This is a genomic window from Pseudoalteromonas sp. NZS11_1, assembly GCF_015864275.1.
GTDB lineage: Bacteria > Pseudomonadota > Gammaproteobacteria > Enterobacterales > Alteromonadaceae > Pseudoalteromonas > Pseudoalteromonas arctica.
Window position 1 is genome coordinate 333,130 of record NZ_JADYXK010000001.1, and the last position, 16,707, is coordinate 349,836.

Sequence of the window (16,707 nt, forward strand, 5' to 3'; positions counted from 1 at the left end):
TCAAGTCGGAGAGTAAACATGTTTGATATAATGGAACAACACAGCGAAGAAGCTGTAATAAAAGTAATCGGCGTGGGCGGTGGTGGCGGTAACGCTGTTGAGCACATGGTTAAACAACAAATAGAAGGCGTGCGTTTTATAGCCGCCAATACGGATGCGCAAGCATTACGTAACTCTGCTGCCGATATTACAGTTCAGCTAGGCACGCAAATAACCTCTGGGTTGGGTGCGGGCGCAAACCCTGAAGTAGGCCGTAAGTCGGCTGAAGAAGATGCAGATACAATTCGTGCCAGTCTTGAAGGCGCCGATATGGTATTTATTGCAGCCGGTATGGGCGGTGGTACAGGTACTGGTGCAGCACCGGTAGTTGCTAAAATTGCTAAAGAACTCGGTATTTTAACCGTTGCAGTTGTAACACGTCCTTTTGATTTTGAAGGTAAAAAACGTGCAGCAGCCGCTGAACAAGGCATTAACGAATTGTCAGAAATTGTAGATTCACTTATTACAATTCCGAACAATAAATTGCTTAAAGTTTTAGGAAAAGGGACTACACTTCTAGATGCCTTCGCTAAAGCTAATGACGTATTATTTGGTGCGGTACAAGGTATAGCAGAGCTAATTACACGTTCTGGTTTAATTAACGTGGATTTCGCCGATGTTAGAACTGTAATGTCTGCAATGGGTACTGCAATGATGGGAACGGCGTCTGCGTCAGGTCCTGATCGTGCACAAGAAGCAGCAGAAGCCGCTATCTCAAGCCCACTACTAGAAGACGTTGATTTAACAGGTGCTAAAGGTATCTTAGTTAATATCACCGCAGGTATGGACATTGCGATTGAAGAATTTGAAATTGTTGGTAATCACGTTAAAGCACTTGCGTCAGAAAACGCAACGGTTGTTGTTGGTGCGGTAATCGACCCAGAAATGACTGATGAGCTACGTGTGACGGTTGTTGCAACTGGCTTAGGCGGCGATCGTCGTCCACAGTTTGGTATTGTTGATAACGGCTTTAAAAAAGCATCAGGTTCTGATGTTGCAAGCACATCAAACCAAACGAGCAGTATGTACGTACCAAGCTTTGCAAGCCAAGATACAAACACTGAAGAAAACACTGCTAAAACGCAAAGCAAAGAAAAAGCGCCTACAACTAGTTCAAGCAGTGCATCGAGCTCTTCAGCACAAAACAGTAAAAAAGCGGATAAATCAGAAGGTGGTGATTATTTTGATATCCCCGCTTTTTTACGTAAGCAGGCTGATTAACATTTAATAATACTTTTGTTTGAAATATGTACAAATATTGAAAGGCAAAAGGATTTATGTTAAAATCCGCCATATAACTGTAACTGATTTAAAAGTGAGCATACCTATGATTAAACAGCGTACGATTGCAGAAGTAGTCAAAGCCATAGGAATTGGACTTCATAAAGGTGAGAAGGTCACAATAACTCTCCGACCTGCGAGCGCAAATACTGGGATTGTATTTCGTCGTGTCGACCTTGATCCGGTTGTTGATTTTGAAACAACACCTGAAGCCGTTGGTGATACGCAGTTGTGTACCTGTTTAATTAACAAAGATGGTGTTCGCTTATCGACTACTGAGCATCTTATTGCAGCCGTTGCTGCAATGGGAATTGATAATCTAATTGTAGAATTAGATAGCTCAGAAGTGCCGATTATGGATGGTAGTGCATTACCATTCATATATCTGTTACAAAAAGGCGGAATTGAAGAGCAAAACGTTGCTAAACGCTTTATCCGTATTAAAGAAAAAGTACGCATTGAAGAAGGTGATAAGTGGGCTGAAGTTGAACCATATGATGGTTTTCATATCGACTTTGAGATTGCATTTAACCACCCAGCTATCAATGAAAGTCGCCAACGTATTGGGTTGGATATAACAACGCAAAGCTTTATTGAAGAAATTAGCCGTGCGCGTACTTTTGGATTTATGAAAGATATTGAATACATGCATGCAAACAACCTAGCGCTAGGTGGTAGCATGGATAGTGCTGTGGTACTTGATGAGTTCAAAGTTTTAAATCCTAACGGTTTACGTTATAGCGACGAGTTTGTTAAGCACAAGATATTAGACTGTGTTGGTGACATGTTTATGACAGGCCATAACCTTTTAGGTAAAGTAACTGCATTTAAATCGGGTCATGATTTAAATAATAAATTACTTCGTAAAATTATGGCTACAGAGTCAGCATGGGAGTGGGCAACATTTGAAACGCCTGTGACGATGCCTGCACCCGGTCTTGAGTTAGCTCCAGCCTAAAAGCAGTAAAAGAGCAGCTCGAAAAACAGTTATAAAAAATGACGCTAATTAGCGTCATTTTTTTTGCGTGAAATTTAATAGCTCTATACTTTATTATAACTCCAAAAGAGCTTGTAACTGATTTAAACTAGCTACGGTATAGGTTGGCTTTATTCCGTCGGCTAATTGCTCACCAGGGTGCTGTAACCAGCAAGTATCAATACCAGCATTGTTGCCGCCAAGTATGTCACTTGCAGCAGTATCACCCACCATAAGTATCTCGCTTTTATCTGGGTTACCCATTAGCTCAAATGTGTGCTCGAAAATCGCTTTATTCGGTTTTGCTATACCTACAAGTTCAGATATAACTAACCATTCAAACATATCTTTTAAGCCAGTATGCTCAAGGCGTACGGTTTGTAAACGGGCAAATCCGTTAGTAATAATACCTAATCTAGCATTTGGCTTAAGTTTATTTAAAAGCTCAATAGCACCAGGTAATGGCTCGCAAATTTGCGCCATAGAATCTAAAAAAGCATCGTTTAGCTTTTTTGCTGGCACATTAAGTTTTGAAGCCCACTCATTAAAGCGTGTTACTTGTAAGTAATCTGCGCTAATAGTGCCATTTTGATAATCAACCCACAGCTGCTTATTGGTTTTTTGATAATGAATATAATCGTCTTGGCTAAAATCTACGTTGTAAGCTTTAAACATGCGAGTCATGCCCGCTAAAATATCAAACCTAAATAAGGTTTCGTCTGCATCAAACAATACATAGTTGTACTTCATTAAACTTCCTAAATTAATTTGTTTGGCCGTATAGCTCAGGGTGTAAAAAAGGCGCCATAGCTAAAGTGAGTGCTTGTGTATAGGTACTTTCGCGCGTGGCATGATTGTTGGTAAGTAGACCAATAGCGCCACCTTTTTGTTTAACGTTGATGGTATTAAATGCTTTGTCCATTACATCGCCAAGTTCTTCACCTTTAAGTAATGCATTATAAAGTACTTGGGGTAGAGGAAGGTTGCTGCTACGCCCTACAACTTGATTTAAGGCATTATCAATAACAACGTAAGCAAAGGTTGCTGCACCATAGCTAAATTGCTCTGCACCGCCTTCCATTGCAACGTAATAGTGAGCTTGGTGGTGCTCTTTACAATAATTAACACGGTTTTGCGCGCCAATACGTGTTTCGTCTTCGCCAATAGGCTGATCGGGCACGTCTGAGGGAGCATTCACACCTTCACAGTCAATGATACATTCTGGAAAATACATAGTAAAAATATGTTTAGCGGCATTTATTTTTACAGGATTTTTAGAACCGACAATAATTTTTAATTGTTGTGACATGCTGATCTCACCTTGAGCAAAATCAGCAGTGTACGTGAGTTAGCTTTAACAAAAAAGAGTCGGTAATCAAATAGGTAAATCGAGTGGTGCTAGGTTTTCCAGTGCACGCTTTTTCAAAATAATATCTTTAATTAATGGGGTAAGCACAAGCTCCATAGCCAAGCCCATTTTGCCGCCTGGTACTACAAGCGTATTAATACGAGACATAAAACTGCCTTCGATCATGCGTAAATAATAAGGAAAATCAACATCATCAATACCCCTAAAGCGAATAACTACAAAGCTTTCATCAAGAGATGGAATATCTTTGGCGCTAAATGGGTTTGATGTATCAACAGTAGGCACTCGTTGAAAATTAATATGGGTACGAGAAAACTGCGGGGTAATATGATTTATATAGTCATCCATACTGCGCACAATAGAGCCCATAACCGCTTCGCGAGAATGGCCTCGTTCGGATGTATCGCGTATTAATTTTTGAATCCACTCAAGGTTAATAATTGGAACCATGCCTATTAATAAATCGACATGCTTTGCAACGTCTACATCTTGATCAACTACGCCGCCGTGTAACCCTTCATAAAACAATATATCAGTATTACTATCAAGGTCTTGCCAAGGAGTAAATGTACCCGGTAATTGATTATATGGGACGGCTTCATCAAAGGTGTGTAAGTATCGGCGTAACTTACCTTGGCCTGTTTCACTATAGTTTTCAAACAACGCTTCTAAAGCACCAAAGTCATTTGCTTCTCGGCCAAAGTAACTAATGTGTTTATTTTCTTGTTGTGCTTCACGTACTTTTTTATCCATTTCAGGGCGAGTGTAACGATGAAAGCTATCTCCTTCGATAAAAGCCGCTTCAATATTAAGGCTACGGAAAATATGTTTAATTGCATTGGTTGTGGTGGTTGTACCCGCACCAGACGAACCCGTAATCGCAATAATAGGATTTTTAGCTGACATGTTAATTCTCTTTTTTAGGACCAGGTTTTATAACCAGACTAAACTTAACATTATTTTAAGCCGTTTGGGTATCTTAAGAGTTGACTGACTTAGCTCAAGTGACGTCATCAGCAAATAACGTTATCATGAGGTGCTTAAAATTAAAACGAGAGAAAGCATGAAACTTATTAAACCATTACTTGGGATATTTTCTATAGCAGCGATTAGCCCAATTATGGCGCAGGCTAGCATGCCAAAAAGCCAAGTATTACTTGCTGATTTAAATACGCCTTATGGGGTGCAAGTTAGTATAGTGAGTGATAAAAACAGTTATAACAACCAACCGCACTTAACAAGTACAGGTTTATACTTTACTCATGAGGTGATTGCAGGTGAGCAAAGCCAAACCGATATTGCTTATTACGATTTAACATCAAAAAAAGTTATTAATATCAGTAACTCTCCCGTAAGCGAATATTCACCAACGGTTATGCCAAGTGGTGATGCAGTATCAGCGATTGTTGTAGAGGCAGATGGTAAGCAAAAACTGTGGCAATACCCACTCAAAAGCGAAGATGCGCCAAGTCGTATTTTTGATTGGATTGAACCTGTTGGGTACCATGCATGGGGTGTTCAAAATGATTTAGTAATGTTTATTTTAGGTGAACCTCATACTCTTCAATATACTTCTGTTGCACAAGCGAAGGGGAAAATAGCTGCCAGTAATATTGGCCGAACGCTTATTTATAACAACTCTACGGCTGCATTTTTATTTAGTTACACTAAAAACGAGCAACATATTTTAGCGAGTTTTAATCCACAGGATAAACAAGTTGAAGACCTACTAAGGTTACCTGCTCAAGTTCAAGATTTTATTTTGAAAGATGATGAAACTATCGCTTATGCTATTAAAAACCGCGTTTATCAGCGTAAACTTGATGGAAGTGATGAAGTATCGCAATGGCTTAATTTAAGCACCTACTGCGAAACAAATATAACAAGAATGAGTTACAACAATGAAAAACTCGCTTTTGTATGTGATATAACGCAGTAAAGCAGACAAATAAATTCAGATTTTATTGTGTGTATGCGTTAATCTAATACGCAAATTAACTAATAGGGATTACACGTGGCTTATAGTGCAGACGAGCTGACAGAACAGCTCATTAAATTACAGTGTAGAAGTAATTTTAAGATTAAAAATATTGCAGAGTACATGTTAGTAAACTCTAAAGAAGCATTTTATACCCACAGCGAAAGCGGCAAGGGTAAAATAGTAATTCGCCCAGCATTTGAGGTGTTTAGCGATGACTTTAGTGATATTGATGGCGTAACTCGTGCGCAAGGCTACTTTCATAGCAGCGAGATGACACGCTTTCCTACACGTATTTTTAAAAGTGCTCAGCCTATTCACTACGGTGTGGCATTTAAAATAAACTCTGAGCAAGCAGCAAAAGACTTTATAGCCAAGCTAACTATGATTATTGGTAACTAATAAAATACAAACGTAAACGTAAACGTAAACATAAACGTAAAAAGCCGCTGAATTTATATTCAGCGGCTTTTGTGTTTTTATAGCTTAATAAACCTAAGGGTTACTTACTTTTTAAGAAGCTATTAACCGATTCAAGTTCACGTGTTTTAAGCGCGATACAATCGTTTGTGCTTTCTTCAAGCTTACTTAATGTACGAGCGTAACCGGCTACATCGGCTACTTTTTCGTTAAAAAAGGTCTTTGTTTTAGCTAAGCTTTCTGCATTACAACTCGCCGTTGTAAAGTACGGCAAGTTAGGAATAAAGAAAGGCGGTAAGCTTGCTGTTACTTTATCGTAGTTACTGTAAACCCAGTCAATAAATAACGCTTGGCGCTCATCTGTATAACTTTGACCTGACAAAATAGTACGCATGTCAGAGGCAGTTACTTCATCCGTTAAGCTATAAGCTAATACCGCTTTTTGTAATTCAGGTTTGCCAAAAAAGCCCATTGCAGCAAGCATGTTAGTGCGTACTTGTGGATCTTTCGTTGTTTTAAACGTTGTCATGAATTGATCAAGCAGCGCTTTGTCACCATGAAAAGCAGCAAGAGTTAAGTACGTACCCGCTAAGTAAGGGTCTACTTTTTGTGGATCATTTAAATAAACTTGTGTTTGTTCTTTCGCTTTACTGATTACGTTTTGATCTTCACCATCAAAACCTAAGCGTGATACAACGGCCGCACGAAGTTGTGCAATAGCTCCGTCTTCTCCCGCTTTAGCTTCTAAACCATATTTTTTAGCTGCAGGCGTTACTGCACCGCGAATAAATTCAGGCCATAGGTCTTTATTGCTATCGTCTTTAAAAGTACGTTGTTGCGATACTAAGTAACCTAGTGCGGTATTTGCTACGCGAGGATGGCTATCGCTTACGAACACTTCAAGTGTTTGCATTAACTTAGCAGCAGATATAACACCAGCGTCAAGTAGTGCATCAGTAGCCGATAACAACGCTAAGCGTTCACGGTCACTCAGTACGCTTGGCGCCTTTTTAACAAGTGCGCTAAATTGTGCGTCATCCATTACCCAGCGGTAGTAGCCTAGTGCACCCTGATCTGGATAAATCCATTCTGGCTCAAAGTCTAAGTCTAGCGTTTGGCTTTGTTTATTAAGTAATACATTTGCTGTTTTTACTTTATCGCCAGCACCATATTTAATTGCAACCGGTACATTCCATAACTGCTCTGGCGCATCAACGCCTGCATTTACAAAGCGGCTTTGTGAAATAGTTACTTTGCTACCTTGTTGAGTTACTTTAACTAGTGGGAAAGAAGACTGTTCAATAAACGATTTTAAAACACTCGCTACGTCTTTATTTGATGCTTTACCAAGTGCTTCCCATAAATCTGCCGCTTCAGCATTTTTATATGAAAACTCTTTTAAGTAGCTTTGAATACCTTTTTGGAATGCATCTTCGCCAATCCAGTTTTCAACCATAGCAAGTACTGAGCTGCCTTTACTGTAAGCAAGACCTAAACCATCCATAATGTCGGCTTCGGTTTTAATTGGCTTACGAATAGGCTTGGTGCTTAGGCGTGCATCAAGTGCCATTACGTTGTTTTGTGGTAAGTCTAAGTGCGATTCAAACTCAGGGTTAAGCTGCTTAGTAATTTTAGCTGCCATCCAGCTAGCAAACGCTTCGTTTAACCATAAGTCGTTCCACCATTTCATGGTTACTAAGTTACCGTACCATTGGTGAGCAAGTTCGTGAGCAATAATTGATACATTACGTTGTTTTTTGCTGCGTGTTGCGGCAGCTAAATCAACCAATAAAATATCTTCTCTGTAGGTCACTAAGCCTGAGTTTTCCATTGCGCCAAATGGAAACTCTGGTACCGCTACTGAGTCTAATTTTTTGTAAACGTAAGGGATACCAAAATACGCCTCAAGTGCACCCAGTACTTTTGGCATGTTTTCTTTTGCGTATTGGGCTAAGTGAATTTTACCTTGAGGGGTAATTACACGACCAGGAATTGGCATGCCTTTAATTTCTAATTCTTCAAACGGGCCAACAGCCATCGCTACTAGGTATGAAGGGATTGGCGGTGTTTTATCAAAAAAGTGTGTGGTCATATCGCCATTAACTGTTGTTTTTAACTCTGGCGTATTTGAATATACTTTTTGTGATGTAGGCGCAGTAATCGTTAACTGAAATGGAATTTTGTAACTTGGCTCGTCAAAAACAGGAAATGCACGGCGTGCATCACTCATTTCAAATTGAGTAAATAAGTAAGGAGTGCCTTGGTCTAATGTTTTGTATAAACCAACACTTTGACGGTTATATGGCGCTGAAAAATCAACTTTAAGTGTGTATTTACCTGGTTGAATTTGCTCATCACAGCTAAATTTTACTTTACCTGTTTTAAGCATTTCATTGTTTAAATCACAGTTTTCATCACCAAGCAGTTGCGCCATTTTAACAGCGTAAGCTACGCCATTTAACTCAATGTATTTTGTTGGTTTTAGTACTTCTAGGGAAATCTCAGTCATCCCTGTGAATGTATCTTGGCTCGGGTCGAGTGTTAACGACACCTGTTGTGAACTTGGTTTTGCGAGTTTTTCAATAACGAATTCGTTAGCGTTTGCAGCACCCATTGCTAAAGCAACGCTCACTGTTAAGAGGCTTTTAAGAAACATAGTGATCCCTAGATTGTTGTTGTTAGAAACTACCCTAAATAGGCTTTTTTATGCTCATATAATTAGGGGGTTAGATATCCTAACAGTTTTTTTAAATAGAGTAATTGATTATAACGGTGACTTTAAGGGGAAATAGTAACAAAGTTTGTCAGTGGCTTTCGCGTGTTATAAAACGCTGCCAATGCAGGTGTGAGTTAATAATACGTATTTGTTGGACAACGGTATTTAATAAGTGGGTATCGCTAAACACATCGTATGGATACTCGTTAAAACCCATCAAGTAATTAAAAGCGTCTTTAGAATTAGCTTGTAGGGCGTATATACGCACTTGTTGCTCAAAGTTAAGACGAAGACTGCTTATTGCTGTTTTCATACCGAGTTGATCTACGTTTGGTATATCACATTTTTGCAGATAACCGGCTCGCTCACCTTCGCCTGAAAACCAAATGCGGACTTTTTCACTGTACCTGCCAGTTTTAGCGGGTAAGTCGAACATTAATCGGTGTTGGTTTTGCGATTTGATGAACGTTATATATTCATTAAATCCAGCATTTATAAGTGCTTGATGTACAGGAACTAAGCGAGGTTTTATTTTACCGTGGGTATGAAAATTAAAGCATAAGACGTTTTTTTCAAGGGACAGATCGTCAAGCGTTAAATAACCAATCTCATCGCTATAAGCACCACTATAATATGCAATTAAAGGGAGCCAAAAATGCCAGTGTTTTGGTTGCTCTCGTGCAACTTTAAAATCACCGTATATATATCCATTATAAAGAGTGTGCAGTTCCATGGCTGAAAAGGGCCGGCGACCAAGATGGGTTTTCAACGTAATACCTTGAAAATAATGATGTGTTTTATTTTATACCCAACTAGCAGTAGATGCTAGTCGGGTTTTATCCGCTTTTAGAGTAAAGCGTATAAAGTATTATTCACTCAATGCGCGAGCTAAACCTGTAGGTTCAATTTCTGTGCATACTTGGTCATCATTCCAGTTAATGCCAACAAGTGCGTTGTCTTCGTTTAAGTCTTCAACCCATGCATCTAAAAACTCATCAAGATTGATTTCTACTGGGCTGTAGTCTTTCCATTCTTCTTTACATTGTGCTTTAGCTGCTGCTTCACTTTCCCAAAGCAGTAATACGTCAGTTTCATCAAATTGGTTAGAATCGCACACTACAAAGCCATTATCTTCTGCACCAAGTGCCCAAATTACTTCGCTAATACGTACTTTTTCTACGAAGTTAACTAGTTGTGATTCAATTTCGATATCGCTCATGTATTTACCCTTTTAAATTAGTGACGAGGATTGGTATCTATTGCTGCTTGGCGCTCGTCATATTGCTTATGAAAAGCAACAAGCGCTGAATGCTGACTAAAGTCAGCTAATTCACGAAAGCAAATCCAATCAAGCAGGCAGTATAAACTGATGTTGAGGTATTCACAGCTTTTAAATTCTTCATCGCTTAAATGGGTATTTAAAAAGCTTAATGTTTGTTCAATACGTTCGTTTTGCAGGTTAAAAAATAATTTATCACTTTTAGTGTCAAATCCAGAGCGTTTACATAACACCATTTCTACTAGCGAATCGTTACAGGCATTTATAGTCGTAAGTAAATGCTCTTGAGGCCACGTTAGTTTTGGCTGACCTGTTTTTTCAAGTAAATAACGCAATATAGAATTAGAGTCACTAAGTGTTAAGTCGCCATCTACCAGGATTGGGATTTTTCGAGCTGGATTTTTACTGGCCATAGTAGGGCGATCTTGCTCAGAAAATATATCGAGACTTACAAGCTCTAGTTTGCAGCTGTTTTGTTGTGCCCAAATTCTAATGCGGCGCACGTAAGGTGAAGGTACAGAACCAATTAATTGCATAATTACTCCATAAAAAAGCCGCATAAGCGGCTTTTATCAAATGTTACTTACAGTACAGTTAAATTTATTCTGAACGGCTAGTAACTTCAAGTAAATGATAACCAAATTGAGTTTGCACAGGGCCTTGTACTTGATTAATTGGCGCAGAAAACACAACTTTATCAAACTCTGGAACCATCATACCAGGGCCAAACTCACCAAGAGCACCGCCATCCTGACCTGAAGGACAATTAGAATGTGCTTTTGCTAGTTCAGCAAAGTCTTCGCCTTGCTCAATTTTTGTTTTTAAGTCTAAGCATTGTGCTTCACTGTCTACAAGTATATGTCGTGCGCTTGCTACTGTCATAAAATCTCCCGAGTATAGTGTGGTGTTTTTTTAACCGAATTGAAATATCATTCTAGTTAGTTTCAACTAATTGTACCAGTATAAACTTATTTATCAGAAAACGCAGTTTCAATTGCAGTAATCATTTGCTCTGAATTAGGTGCCACTTTGCTGTTAAATCGTAAAACTGTTTTACGATCAGCAGACACTAAGTATTTATAAAAGTTCCAATTTGGAGAGCTAGTTTGCTCATTCAAATATTTAAAAATTGGATTTGCTTCGCTACCACGAACTTTGCTGGTGGCAAACATGGGAAAAGTTACACCATAATTTACAAAGCATACTTTCGCTGTTTCTTTTTCATTGTCTTCTTCTTGAAAAAAGTCATCAGAGGGGAACCCTAATACGACTAAACCTTGCTCTTTGTATTGTTGATATAGCGCTTCAAGGCCTTTAAATTGATATGTAAAACCACAATTACTTGCCGTGTTTACTATTAACAAAGGTTTATTTTTAAATTGGCACAAGTTAATAGATTCTTTTGAGCGAAGCTTTCGTATATCTACATTGGTAAAATCTTGGCAGTCCTGTGTAGAGGTTTTATTTATGATTGATGGTGTTTGAGCTTGAAGGGGAGCATTAATAAGTAAAGCCGTTAAACCTATTATAATTATTTTAAGCATTACATTACCTAAACTTTACGATTGTTTGATTGGATAATCATACGCTAATATGGAACAAATTGATCAACCCTCTAATGACCTATGACAATCCGTTTAGCAACTATTAATGATCTTAATGAAATTGTAGCCATTTACAACGAAACTATTGCAGGGCGAATGGTAACTGCAGATACGCAAGAAGTGAGCGTTGACGAAAAGCGTGACTGGTTTAATAGCCACAACGATAAAAGGCCTATTTACGTTTACTGCGAAAATAACCAAGTACTTGCTTGGGTAAGTTATAAATCGTTTTATGGGCGCCCAGCTTACGACGGCACAGTAGAAATGAGCATTTACATTACCAGTAAAGCGCAAGGTAAAGGGCTTGGTAAAAAGCTAATGATATTTGCTCAAACACAAGCTAAGCAATTAAATATTAAAGTATTACTCGGCTTTATTTTTAGTCATAACTTACCGAGTGTTAAATTGTTTAAGCATTTTGATTTTGCAATATGGGGTGAGTTGCCAAGCGTTGCCATAATGGATGATAAGGCGTATAGCCTTACTATTTTTGGAAAACATCTGGAATAAATTATTTTTCATAATGTTGTAATATTTTTTACAAAATAAGACGAAGGGTTTATGCCAATTAAATAAAAATAGTCTACGCTATTAACATATTAAGTTTATTAATTTGAAGTGTAGCTTGATGATTCGAAAAATATTAATTGTTGATAGTAGCAGTGTCATCGCAATGCGTGTGAAAGTGCTTTTAGAATTAATAGGATGTGAAGTCGAATTAATTCATTTCAGCATGCTAGACATGTATACCAATATAGGCGACTACGACTTAGTTGTTGTTGCCCATGGTGTGCCTGTTGATTCTATAAAACCGCTTGTTAGCCAAGTAGCGCAAGAGCGTTTTATGCTGCTTGCTCCAAAAGCACAAAGTGGTGAGCAACTAACTGCGTTTAGTGAGCTAAATCATGTTGCGCCTGACGCAACCGTGATATATCCATTTTTTTCTAATAAAGAAATTACTTCTCTTTTAGAGAGCCTACTAGAATTAGGCTCTAATCATATTTTGCAATTACCCGCTATTTTACTCGTCGATCATGTTCCTGAGCGCCTCGAAAAAATGAAAAGCAGCTTGATCGGTGCTCATATCGAGACCCATACAGCAACCACCTCTGCAGAAGCTTTAGAAATTACGAAAGAAAAGCAAATCGATATACTAATAAGTGATTTTGTTTTAGATGACGGAACCGGTTTAGAAATTTTTTCAAACTTAAAAATAATGCAACCACATTGCCGTTGCTTATTATTTACCTCACGTCCCGATCAAGTTTCAATGATTGAAGCTATTCGTCAAGGTGTAGAAGACGTACTTATTAAGCCATTGAACGACAGCTCATTATTACAATCAATACATAAACTGTGGCAAACAGAGCTATTAAAACGCCATAACGCAGAACTTGTCGAAAGGCTACAAGATACAGTTGATGCCCTGATTGAAAAAGACAGCCTACTTCAGGTTATTTATAAGCATACGCCCGATGCAATTATGTTGTTTGAGAAATGCGGTAGAGTGATAGAAGCTAATGATGCTTGTTTAAAACTATTTAACTTACCGTTTAACGAACTAGAAGGTAAATCAGTATTTAGCTTTTTAGATGATGATTCAACGTTAGGTATTAAAAATAAAATTTCGACATTAAATAGTAATCGCCAATTTAGCTGCGACTTACGTTTATCTAAAACTGCAGGGGGCTATATACCGTTAGTGGGATCTTTTAATGAGATAGATCACCATGGCGAAATAGCACTTGCCGTAATATTTAAAAATGTAACCCACCTTAAGCAAAAAGAAGATTTACTACTTGAAGCAAAAGATATCCTTGAAGAGCAAGTAAGAGCGCGTACTTCACAGCTTGAACATGCAAAAAATATTGCTGAAGCTGCAAATTTAAGTAAATCAGAATTTTTAGCAAATATGTCGCATGAACTTCGCACACCAATGCATTCGATTTTAAGTTTTTCACGTTTTGGTTTAAGCAAATTAGAAACTGGAGATTTTGCAAAAGAGAAACTAATTAAATACCTATCGCGAATAGAGAGTAGTGGTGAGCGTTTACTGTCGTTACTAAATAATTTACTCGACCTATCTAAGCTAGATGTGGGTAAGTTTCCATTTAATCCTCGTCCATATAATTTAGCGAACATTATAAAAACAAGTATTGATGATGTATCTGGTACGGCAATGGAAAAAGAAATTGAGGTTGTATTCACCGCGCAGCCGCTACCTGTAATTTCGCAGTGTGATGAAGAGCAAATAAACCAATTACTTCGAAACGTATTAGGTAATGCACTCAAATTTAGTGAACCAAAAAGTAAAATACAGATAAATTTAGAGTCAGATAGTCGATTTGCTACCATAGAGGTTACCGATAGTGGGGTCGGTATACCAGAAGATGAGCTGGAACATATTTTTACTAAGTTTGTACAAAGCAGCAAAACAAATAGCGGTGCCGGTGGTACCGGATTGGGCCTTGCATTGTGTAGAGAGTTTGTGTCTTTACATCAAGGTGAGATCACTGCACGTAACAACGAAAATGGTGGTGCAACTATATCTATACAGGTGCCATTAGAAATAAATCTAGATGATCATTTGGCTGAAGATCAATTAATACAACACAGTAATTAATTGTTTTTTGGCAAGCCAAGTAACTTTTTGAGAATTTGAATGGATGATAAATTATGGCCTTAACTAAAATACTTGCCGTTGATGACGAACCCTTTAACCTTGAAATTATTGAGGAAATTTTAGAGGATCTTGATTTTGAATTACAAGTAGCAACGAATGGTCCTGAGTGTTTAAACATGGTTGAGGGCTATATGCCTCAGGTTATATTGCTCGACGTAAGTATGCCGCAAATGAACGGCTATGAAGTATGTAAGGCACTTAAAGCAAACCCAAATACAGCACACATTATTGTTATGTTTGTGTCTGCTCGAGGCACAGTTGAAGAGCGCATGGAAGGCTACTCGGTTGGTGCAGAAGACTATATTGTAAAACCCTTTGGCCATGATGAACTTAAGTCAAAGCTTAAAAATTTAAACCAAGTACTTGTTGAAAAACAAAGCCTTGAAAAGCAAGTTGAAGATGCTACATCAACTGCATTTAATGCCATGGCTAACAGCAGTGAAATGGGGCAGATAGTTAACTACGTTGAAAACATAGGCTTTATTAACGACCCTCAAGAGCTAGGTAAAGCGCTTATAGATTGCCTACAATCTTTTGATTTGCAAAGTAATGTTGAGTTTAGAGAGAACGATGAAATTAGTCACTTTGCATTAAGTGGCGTGTGTTCACCTATTGTGGTGGAGCTATTTGAAATGCTTAAAAACAAAGGGCGTTTACATGAATTTTCGCATCGAATTTTAGTTAACTATGAATTGATTAGCTTACTTATTTTAAATATGCCTGATCACGATCCAGATAAGCACGGGCGTATACGCGACCACGTATGTTTTATTGTCAGTGTTACCGAGCAGCAGCTACGCGCCATCATGACTAAGAAAATGCTTGAATCACAACAAGCAAAACTTAATGCCGTAGCAAGTACAGTTCACAGTAAGTTTCATGGCTTAATTAGCTTATTGAATGACAACCGTCAAAACAACGAAAAAGTGTTTAAACAGTTACAAGAAGAGCTCGAAGAACGTATCCCATCAATGGGATTAGATGAAGATCAGGAGGTGTTTATTTATAAAAAAGTAGATGAAACTATCCAAAACTCAGTGGCCAGAGAGGAGTCTGTTAAAAAGGTAAAAGCAGCTTTTGCTGAAATTGAGCAAGACCTGTCATTGCTTTTAAAGAGCTAAATATACTTAATCAAATAATGTTACTTTAAGGCTTACTCCAACTGCATTATGCATCTCTGGGTAAGCCTTTTTCTACGATTCTGATTAACCTAGCCGTTTTACTAATTTGTAATCGTTGTTTATCGTTTTGTTGAGCAAGCGCCCATTCAATATGTTCTAAAACAAGCTCGCTGCATATTTGGCTTTTATCTTGTAAGGCATGAATAATAGCCGGGCTAAACTCTGCATTACCTAAACCGACCGCTATATTACGTAACCAACGTTCGTGACCTATGCGGCGAATAGGGCTGCCTTCGGTATTTTTTAAAAATGTAGGCTCATCCCAAGCAAATAGCTCAAGTAAATCTTTATTTTTTAATTGAGTACGGGGATGAAAGTCATTTTCATCCGTTATTTGTCCATAACGATTCCAAGGGCATACCAACTGGCAATCATCACAACCATATATACGGTTGCCTAATAAAGTTCGGTATTGTTCGGGTATGGGGCCTTGGTGTTCTATCGTTAAGTACGATATGCATTTACGTGCATCAACAACGTAAGGCTCTACAATTGCACCTGTTGGGCAAAGAGTGATACAAGCAACACATTTTCCGCAGCCTTCAAACGTATTCTCTGCATCTATTGGTAGAGGTAAATCAATAAATAGCTCGCCTAAAAAAAACCACGATCCTGCTTCTTGATTAATCAATAACGAATGCTTACCACGCCACCCTAAACCGGCTTTTTCTGCAAGTTGACGCTCAAGTACCGGGGCTGAATCTACAAATGGCCTAAAGCCATATTCGCCAATTTCTTGCTCTATTTTTTGGCCAAGTTTTTTTAAACGATTACGCATTAATTTATGGTAATCACGACCCAGTGCATAACGACTTATATAGGCTTTTTCTTTATTTTTTAAGGTTTTTGCAAAGCCAGCATCGGGAGGGAGATAATTCATTTTTACGGATATAACACGCTGTGTACCTGGTACTAATTCAGCAGGGCGAGCGCGTTTCATGCCGTGAGCAGCCATATAATCCATCGAGCCGTGGTAGCCAGCATCAAGCCAGCGTTGCAATTGGGCTTCGTGCTTAGATAGGTCAATATCAGTAATACCTACTTCGCTAAAACCAAGCTCTTGCCCCCAGGTTTTTATTTGTAGGGCTAATTTTTCATAGTCTGGGGTAGGGTTGCTCACACACTTCACACACTTAAATTAATAGCTGCGTAATTTACCATATTTCTCTGAGCCCGAAAAC

The 16,707-nt window shown here is 38.4% G+C and carries 17 protein-coding genes; 7 read left to right on the forward strand and 10 right to left on the reverse strand.

All coding sequences use genetic code 11. The features are described from left to right. Positions 1-18 precede the first annotated feature (18 nt). Both ftsZ and lpxC read left to right on the forward strand, forming a co-directional pair. On the forward strand, positions 19-1,260 hold the full coding sequence (ftsZ, locus tag I6F44_RS01445) for a cell division protein FtsZ (protein WP_121954450.1): 1,242 nt from the start codon (positions 19-21) through the stop codon (positions 1,258-1,260). 106 nt (positions 1,261-1,366) lie between these two features. Continuing rightward, on the forward strand, positions 1,367-2,278 hold the full coding sequence (gene lpxC / locus I6F44_RS01450; RefSeq protein WP_007582940.1) for a UDP-3-O-acyl-N-acetylglucosamine deacetylase: 912 nt from the start codon (positions 1,367-1,369) through the stop codon (positions 2,276-2,278). A gap of 93 nt (positions 2,279-2,371) precedes the next feature. Here the strand turns inward: lpxC and yjjG are convergent, their stop codons facing one another. From yjjG to I6F44_RS01465, 3 genes are all read right to left on the reverse strand, one after another. After that, the gene (gene yjjG / locus I6F44_RS01455) at positions 2,372-3,046 is read right to left on the reverse strand and encodes a pyrimidine 5'-nucleotidase (protein ID WP_197173163.1); all 675 of its coding nucleotides are present in this window, start codon (positions 3,044-3,046) and stop codon (positions 2,372-2,374) included. A 13-nt stretch (positions 3,047-3,059) separates the two neighbouring features. Further along, complete coding sequence (gene yjjX, locus I6F44_RS01460) at positions 3,060-3,605, reverse strand: inosine/xanthosine triphosphatase (protein WP_197173164.1); 546 nt, start codon at positions 3,603-3,605, stop codon at positions 3,060-3,062. A 66-nt stretch (positions 3,606-3,671) separates the two neighbouring features. Next, on the reverse strand, positions 3,672-4,571 hold the full coding sequence (locus tag I6F44_RS01465; RefSeq protein ID WP_007579904.1) for a phosphoribulokinase: 900 nt from the start codon (positions 4,569-4,571) through the stop codon (positions 3,672-3,674). 157 nt (positions 4,572-4,728) lie between these two features. Here I6F44_RS01465 and I6F44_RS01470 point away from each other — a divergent pair, with 157 nt between their 5' ends. After that, on the forward strand, positions 4,729-5,604 hold the full coding sequence (locus tag I6F44_RS01470) for a hypothetical protein (protein ID WP_197173165.1): 876 nt from the start codon (positions 4,729-4,731) through the stop codon (positions 5,602-5,604). 75 nt (positions 5,605-5,679) lie between these two features. Next, on the forward strand, positions 5,680-6,045 hold the full coding sequence (locus I6F44_RS01475; RefSeq protein ID WP_007579906.1) for a hypothetical protein: 366 nt from the start codon (positions 5,680-5,682) through the stop codon (positions 6,043-6,045). Positions 6,046-6,145: 100 nt separating this feature from the next. Here I6F44_RS01475 and I6F44_RS01480 read toward each other — a convergent pair whose 3' ends face one another. From I6F44_RS01480 to I6F44_RS01505, 6 genes are all read right to left on the reverse strand, one after another. Beyond that, positions 6,146-8,719 (reverse strand): M1 family metallopeptidase, encoded by a 2,574-nt coding sequence (locus tag I6F44_RS01480; RefSeq protein WP_101164453.1) that lies wholly within the window; start codon positions 8,717-8,719, stop codon positions 6,146-6,148. 148 nt (positions 8,720-8,867) lie between these two features. Further along, the gene (locus tag I6F44_RS01485; protein ID WP_101216878.1) at positions 8,868-9,548 is read right to left on the reverse strand and encodes a hypothetical protein; all 681 of its coding nucleotides are present in this window, start codon (positions 9,546-9,548) and stop codon (positions 8,868-8,870) included. Between the two features lie 99 nt (positions 9,549-9,647). After that, complete coding sequence (locus tag I6F44_RS01490; RefSeq protein WP_165740589.1) at positions 9,648-9,998, reverse strand: DUF2750 domain-containing protein; 351 nt, start codon at positions 9,996-9,998, stop codon at positions 9,648-9,650. A gap of 17 nt (positions 9,999-10,015) precedes the next feature. Continuing rightward, on the reverse strand, positions 10,016-10,594 hold the full coding sequence (locus tag I6F44_RS01495; RefSeq protein ID WP_007579913.1) for a glutathione S-transferase family protein: 579 nt from the start codon (positions 10,592-10,594) through the stop codon (positions 10,016-10,018). Between the two features lie 64 nt (positions 10,595-10,658). Next, complete coding sequence (locus I6F44_RS01500; protein ID WP_002958009.1) at positions 10,659-10,940, reverse strand: peptidylprolyl isomerase; 282 nt, start codon at positions 10,938-10,940, stop codon at positions 10,659-10,661. 86 nt (positions 10,941-11,026) lie between these two features. Beyond that, positions 11,027-11,602 carry a glutathione peroxidase gene (locus I6F44_RS01505; RefSeq protein ID WP_024590220.1) on the reverse strand — a complete coding sequence of 192 codons (576 nt, stop codon included), beginning with the start codon at positions 11,600-11,602 and terminating at the stop codon, positions 11,027-11,029. Between the two features lie 81 nt (positions 11,603-11,683). Between I6F44_RS01505 and I6F44_RS01510 the strand changes: the two genes are divergently transcribed. The 3 genes from I6F44_RS01510 (at position 11,684) to I6F44_RS01520 (ending at position 15,466) form a co-directional block, all read left to right on the forward strand. Beyond that, the gene (locus I6F44_RS01510) at positions 11,684-12,172 is read left to right on the forward strand and encodes a GNAT family N-acetyltransferase (RefSeq protein WP_007579917.1); all 489 of its coding nucleotides are present in this window, start codon (positions 11,684-11,686) and stop codon (positions 12,170-12,172) included. A gap of 118 nt (positions 12,173-12,290) precedes the next feature. Then, positions 12,291-14,285 (forward strand): hybrid sensor histidine kinase/response regulator, encoded by a 1,995-nt coding sequence (locus tag I6F44_RS01515; RefSeq protein ID WP_024590221.1) that lies wholly within the window; start codon positions 12,291-12,293, stop codon positions 14,283-14,285. A 53-nt stretch (positions 14,286-14,338) separates the two neighbouring features. Then, entirely contained in the window at positions 14,339-15,466 is a 1,128-nt protein-coding gene (locus I6F44_RS01520; RefSeq protein WP_121955308.1) for a response regulator, read from the forward strand. 46 nt (positions 15,467-15,512) lie between these two features. On the opposite strand, the gene queG is transcribed toward I6F44_RS01520, so the two are convergent. Further along, complete coding sequence (gene queG, locus I6F44_RS01525; protein ID WP_197173166.1) at positions 15,513-16,646, reverse strand: tRNA epoxyqueuosine(34) reductase QueG; 1,134 nt, start codon at positions 16,644-16,646, stop codon at positions 15,513-15,515. Positions 16,647-16,707: the final 61 nt, after the last annotated feature.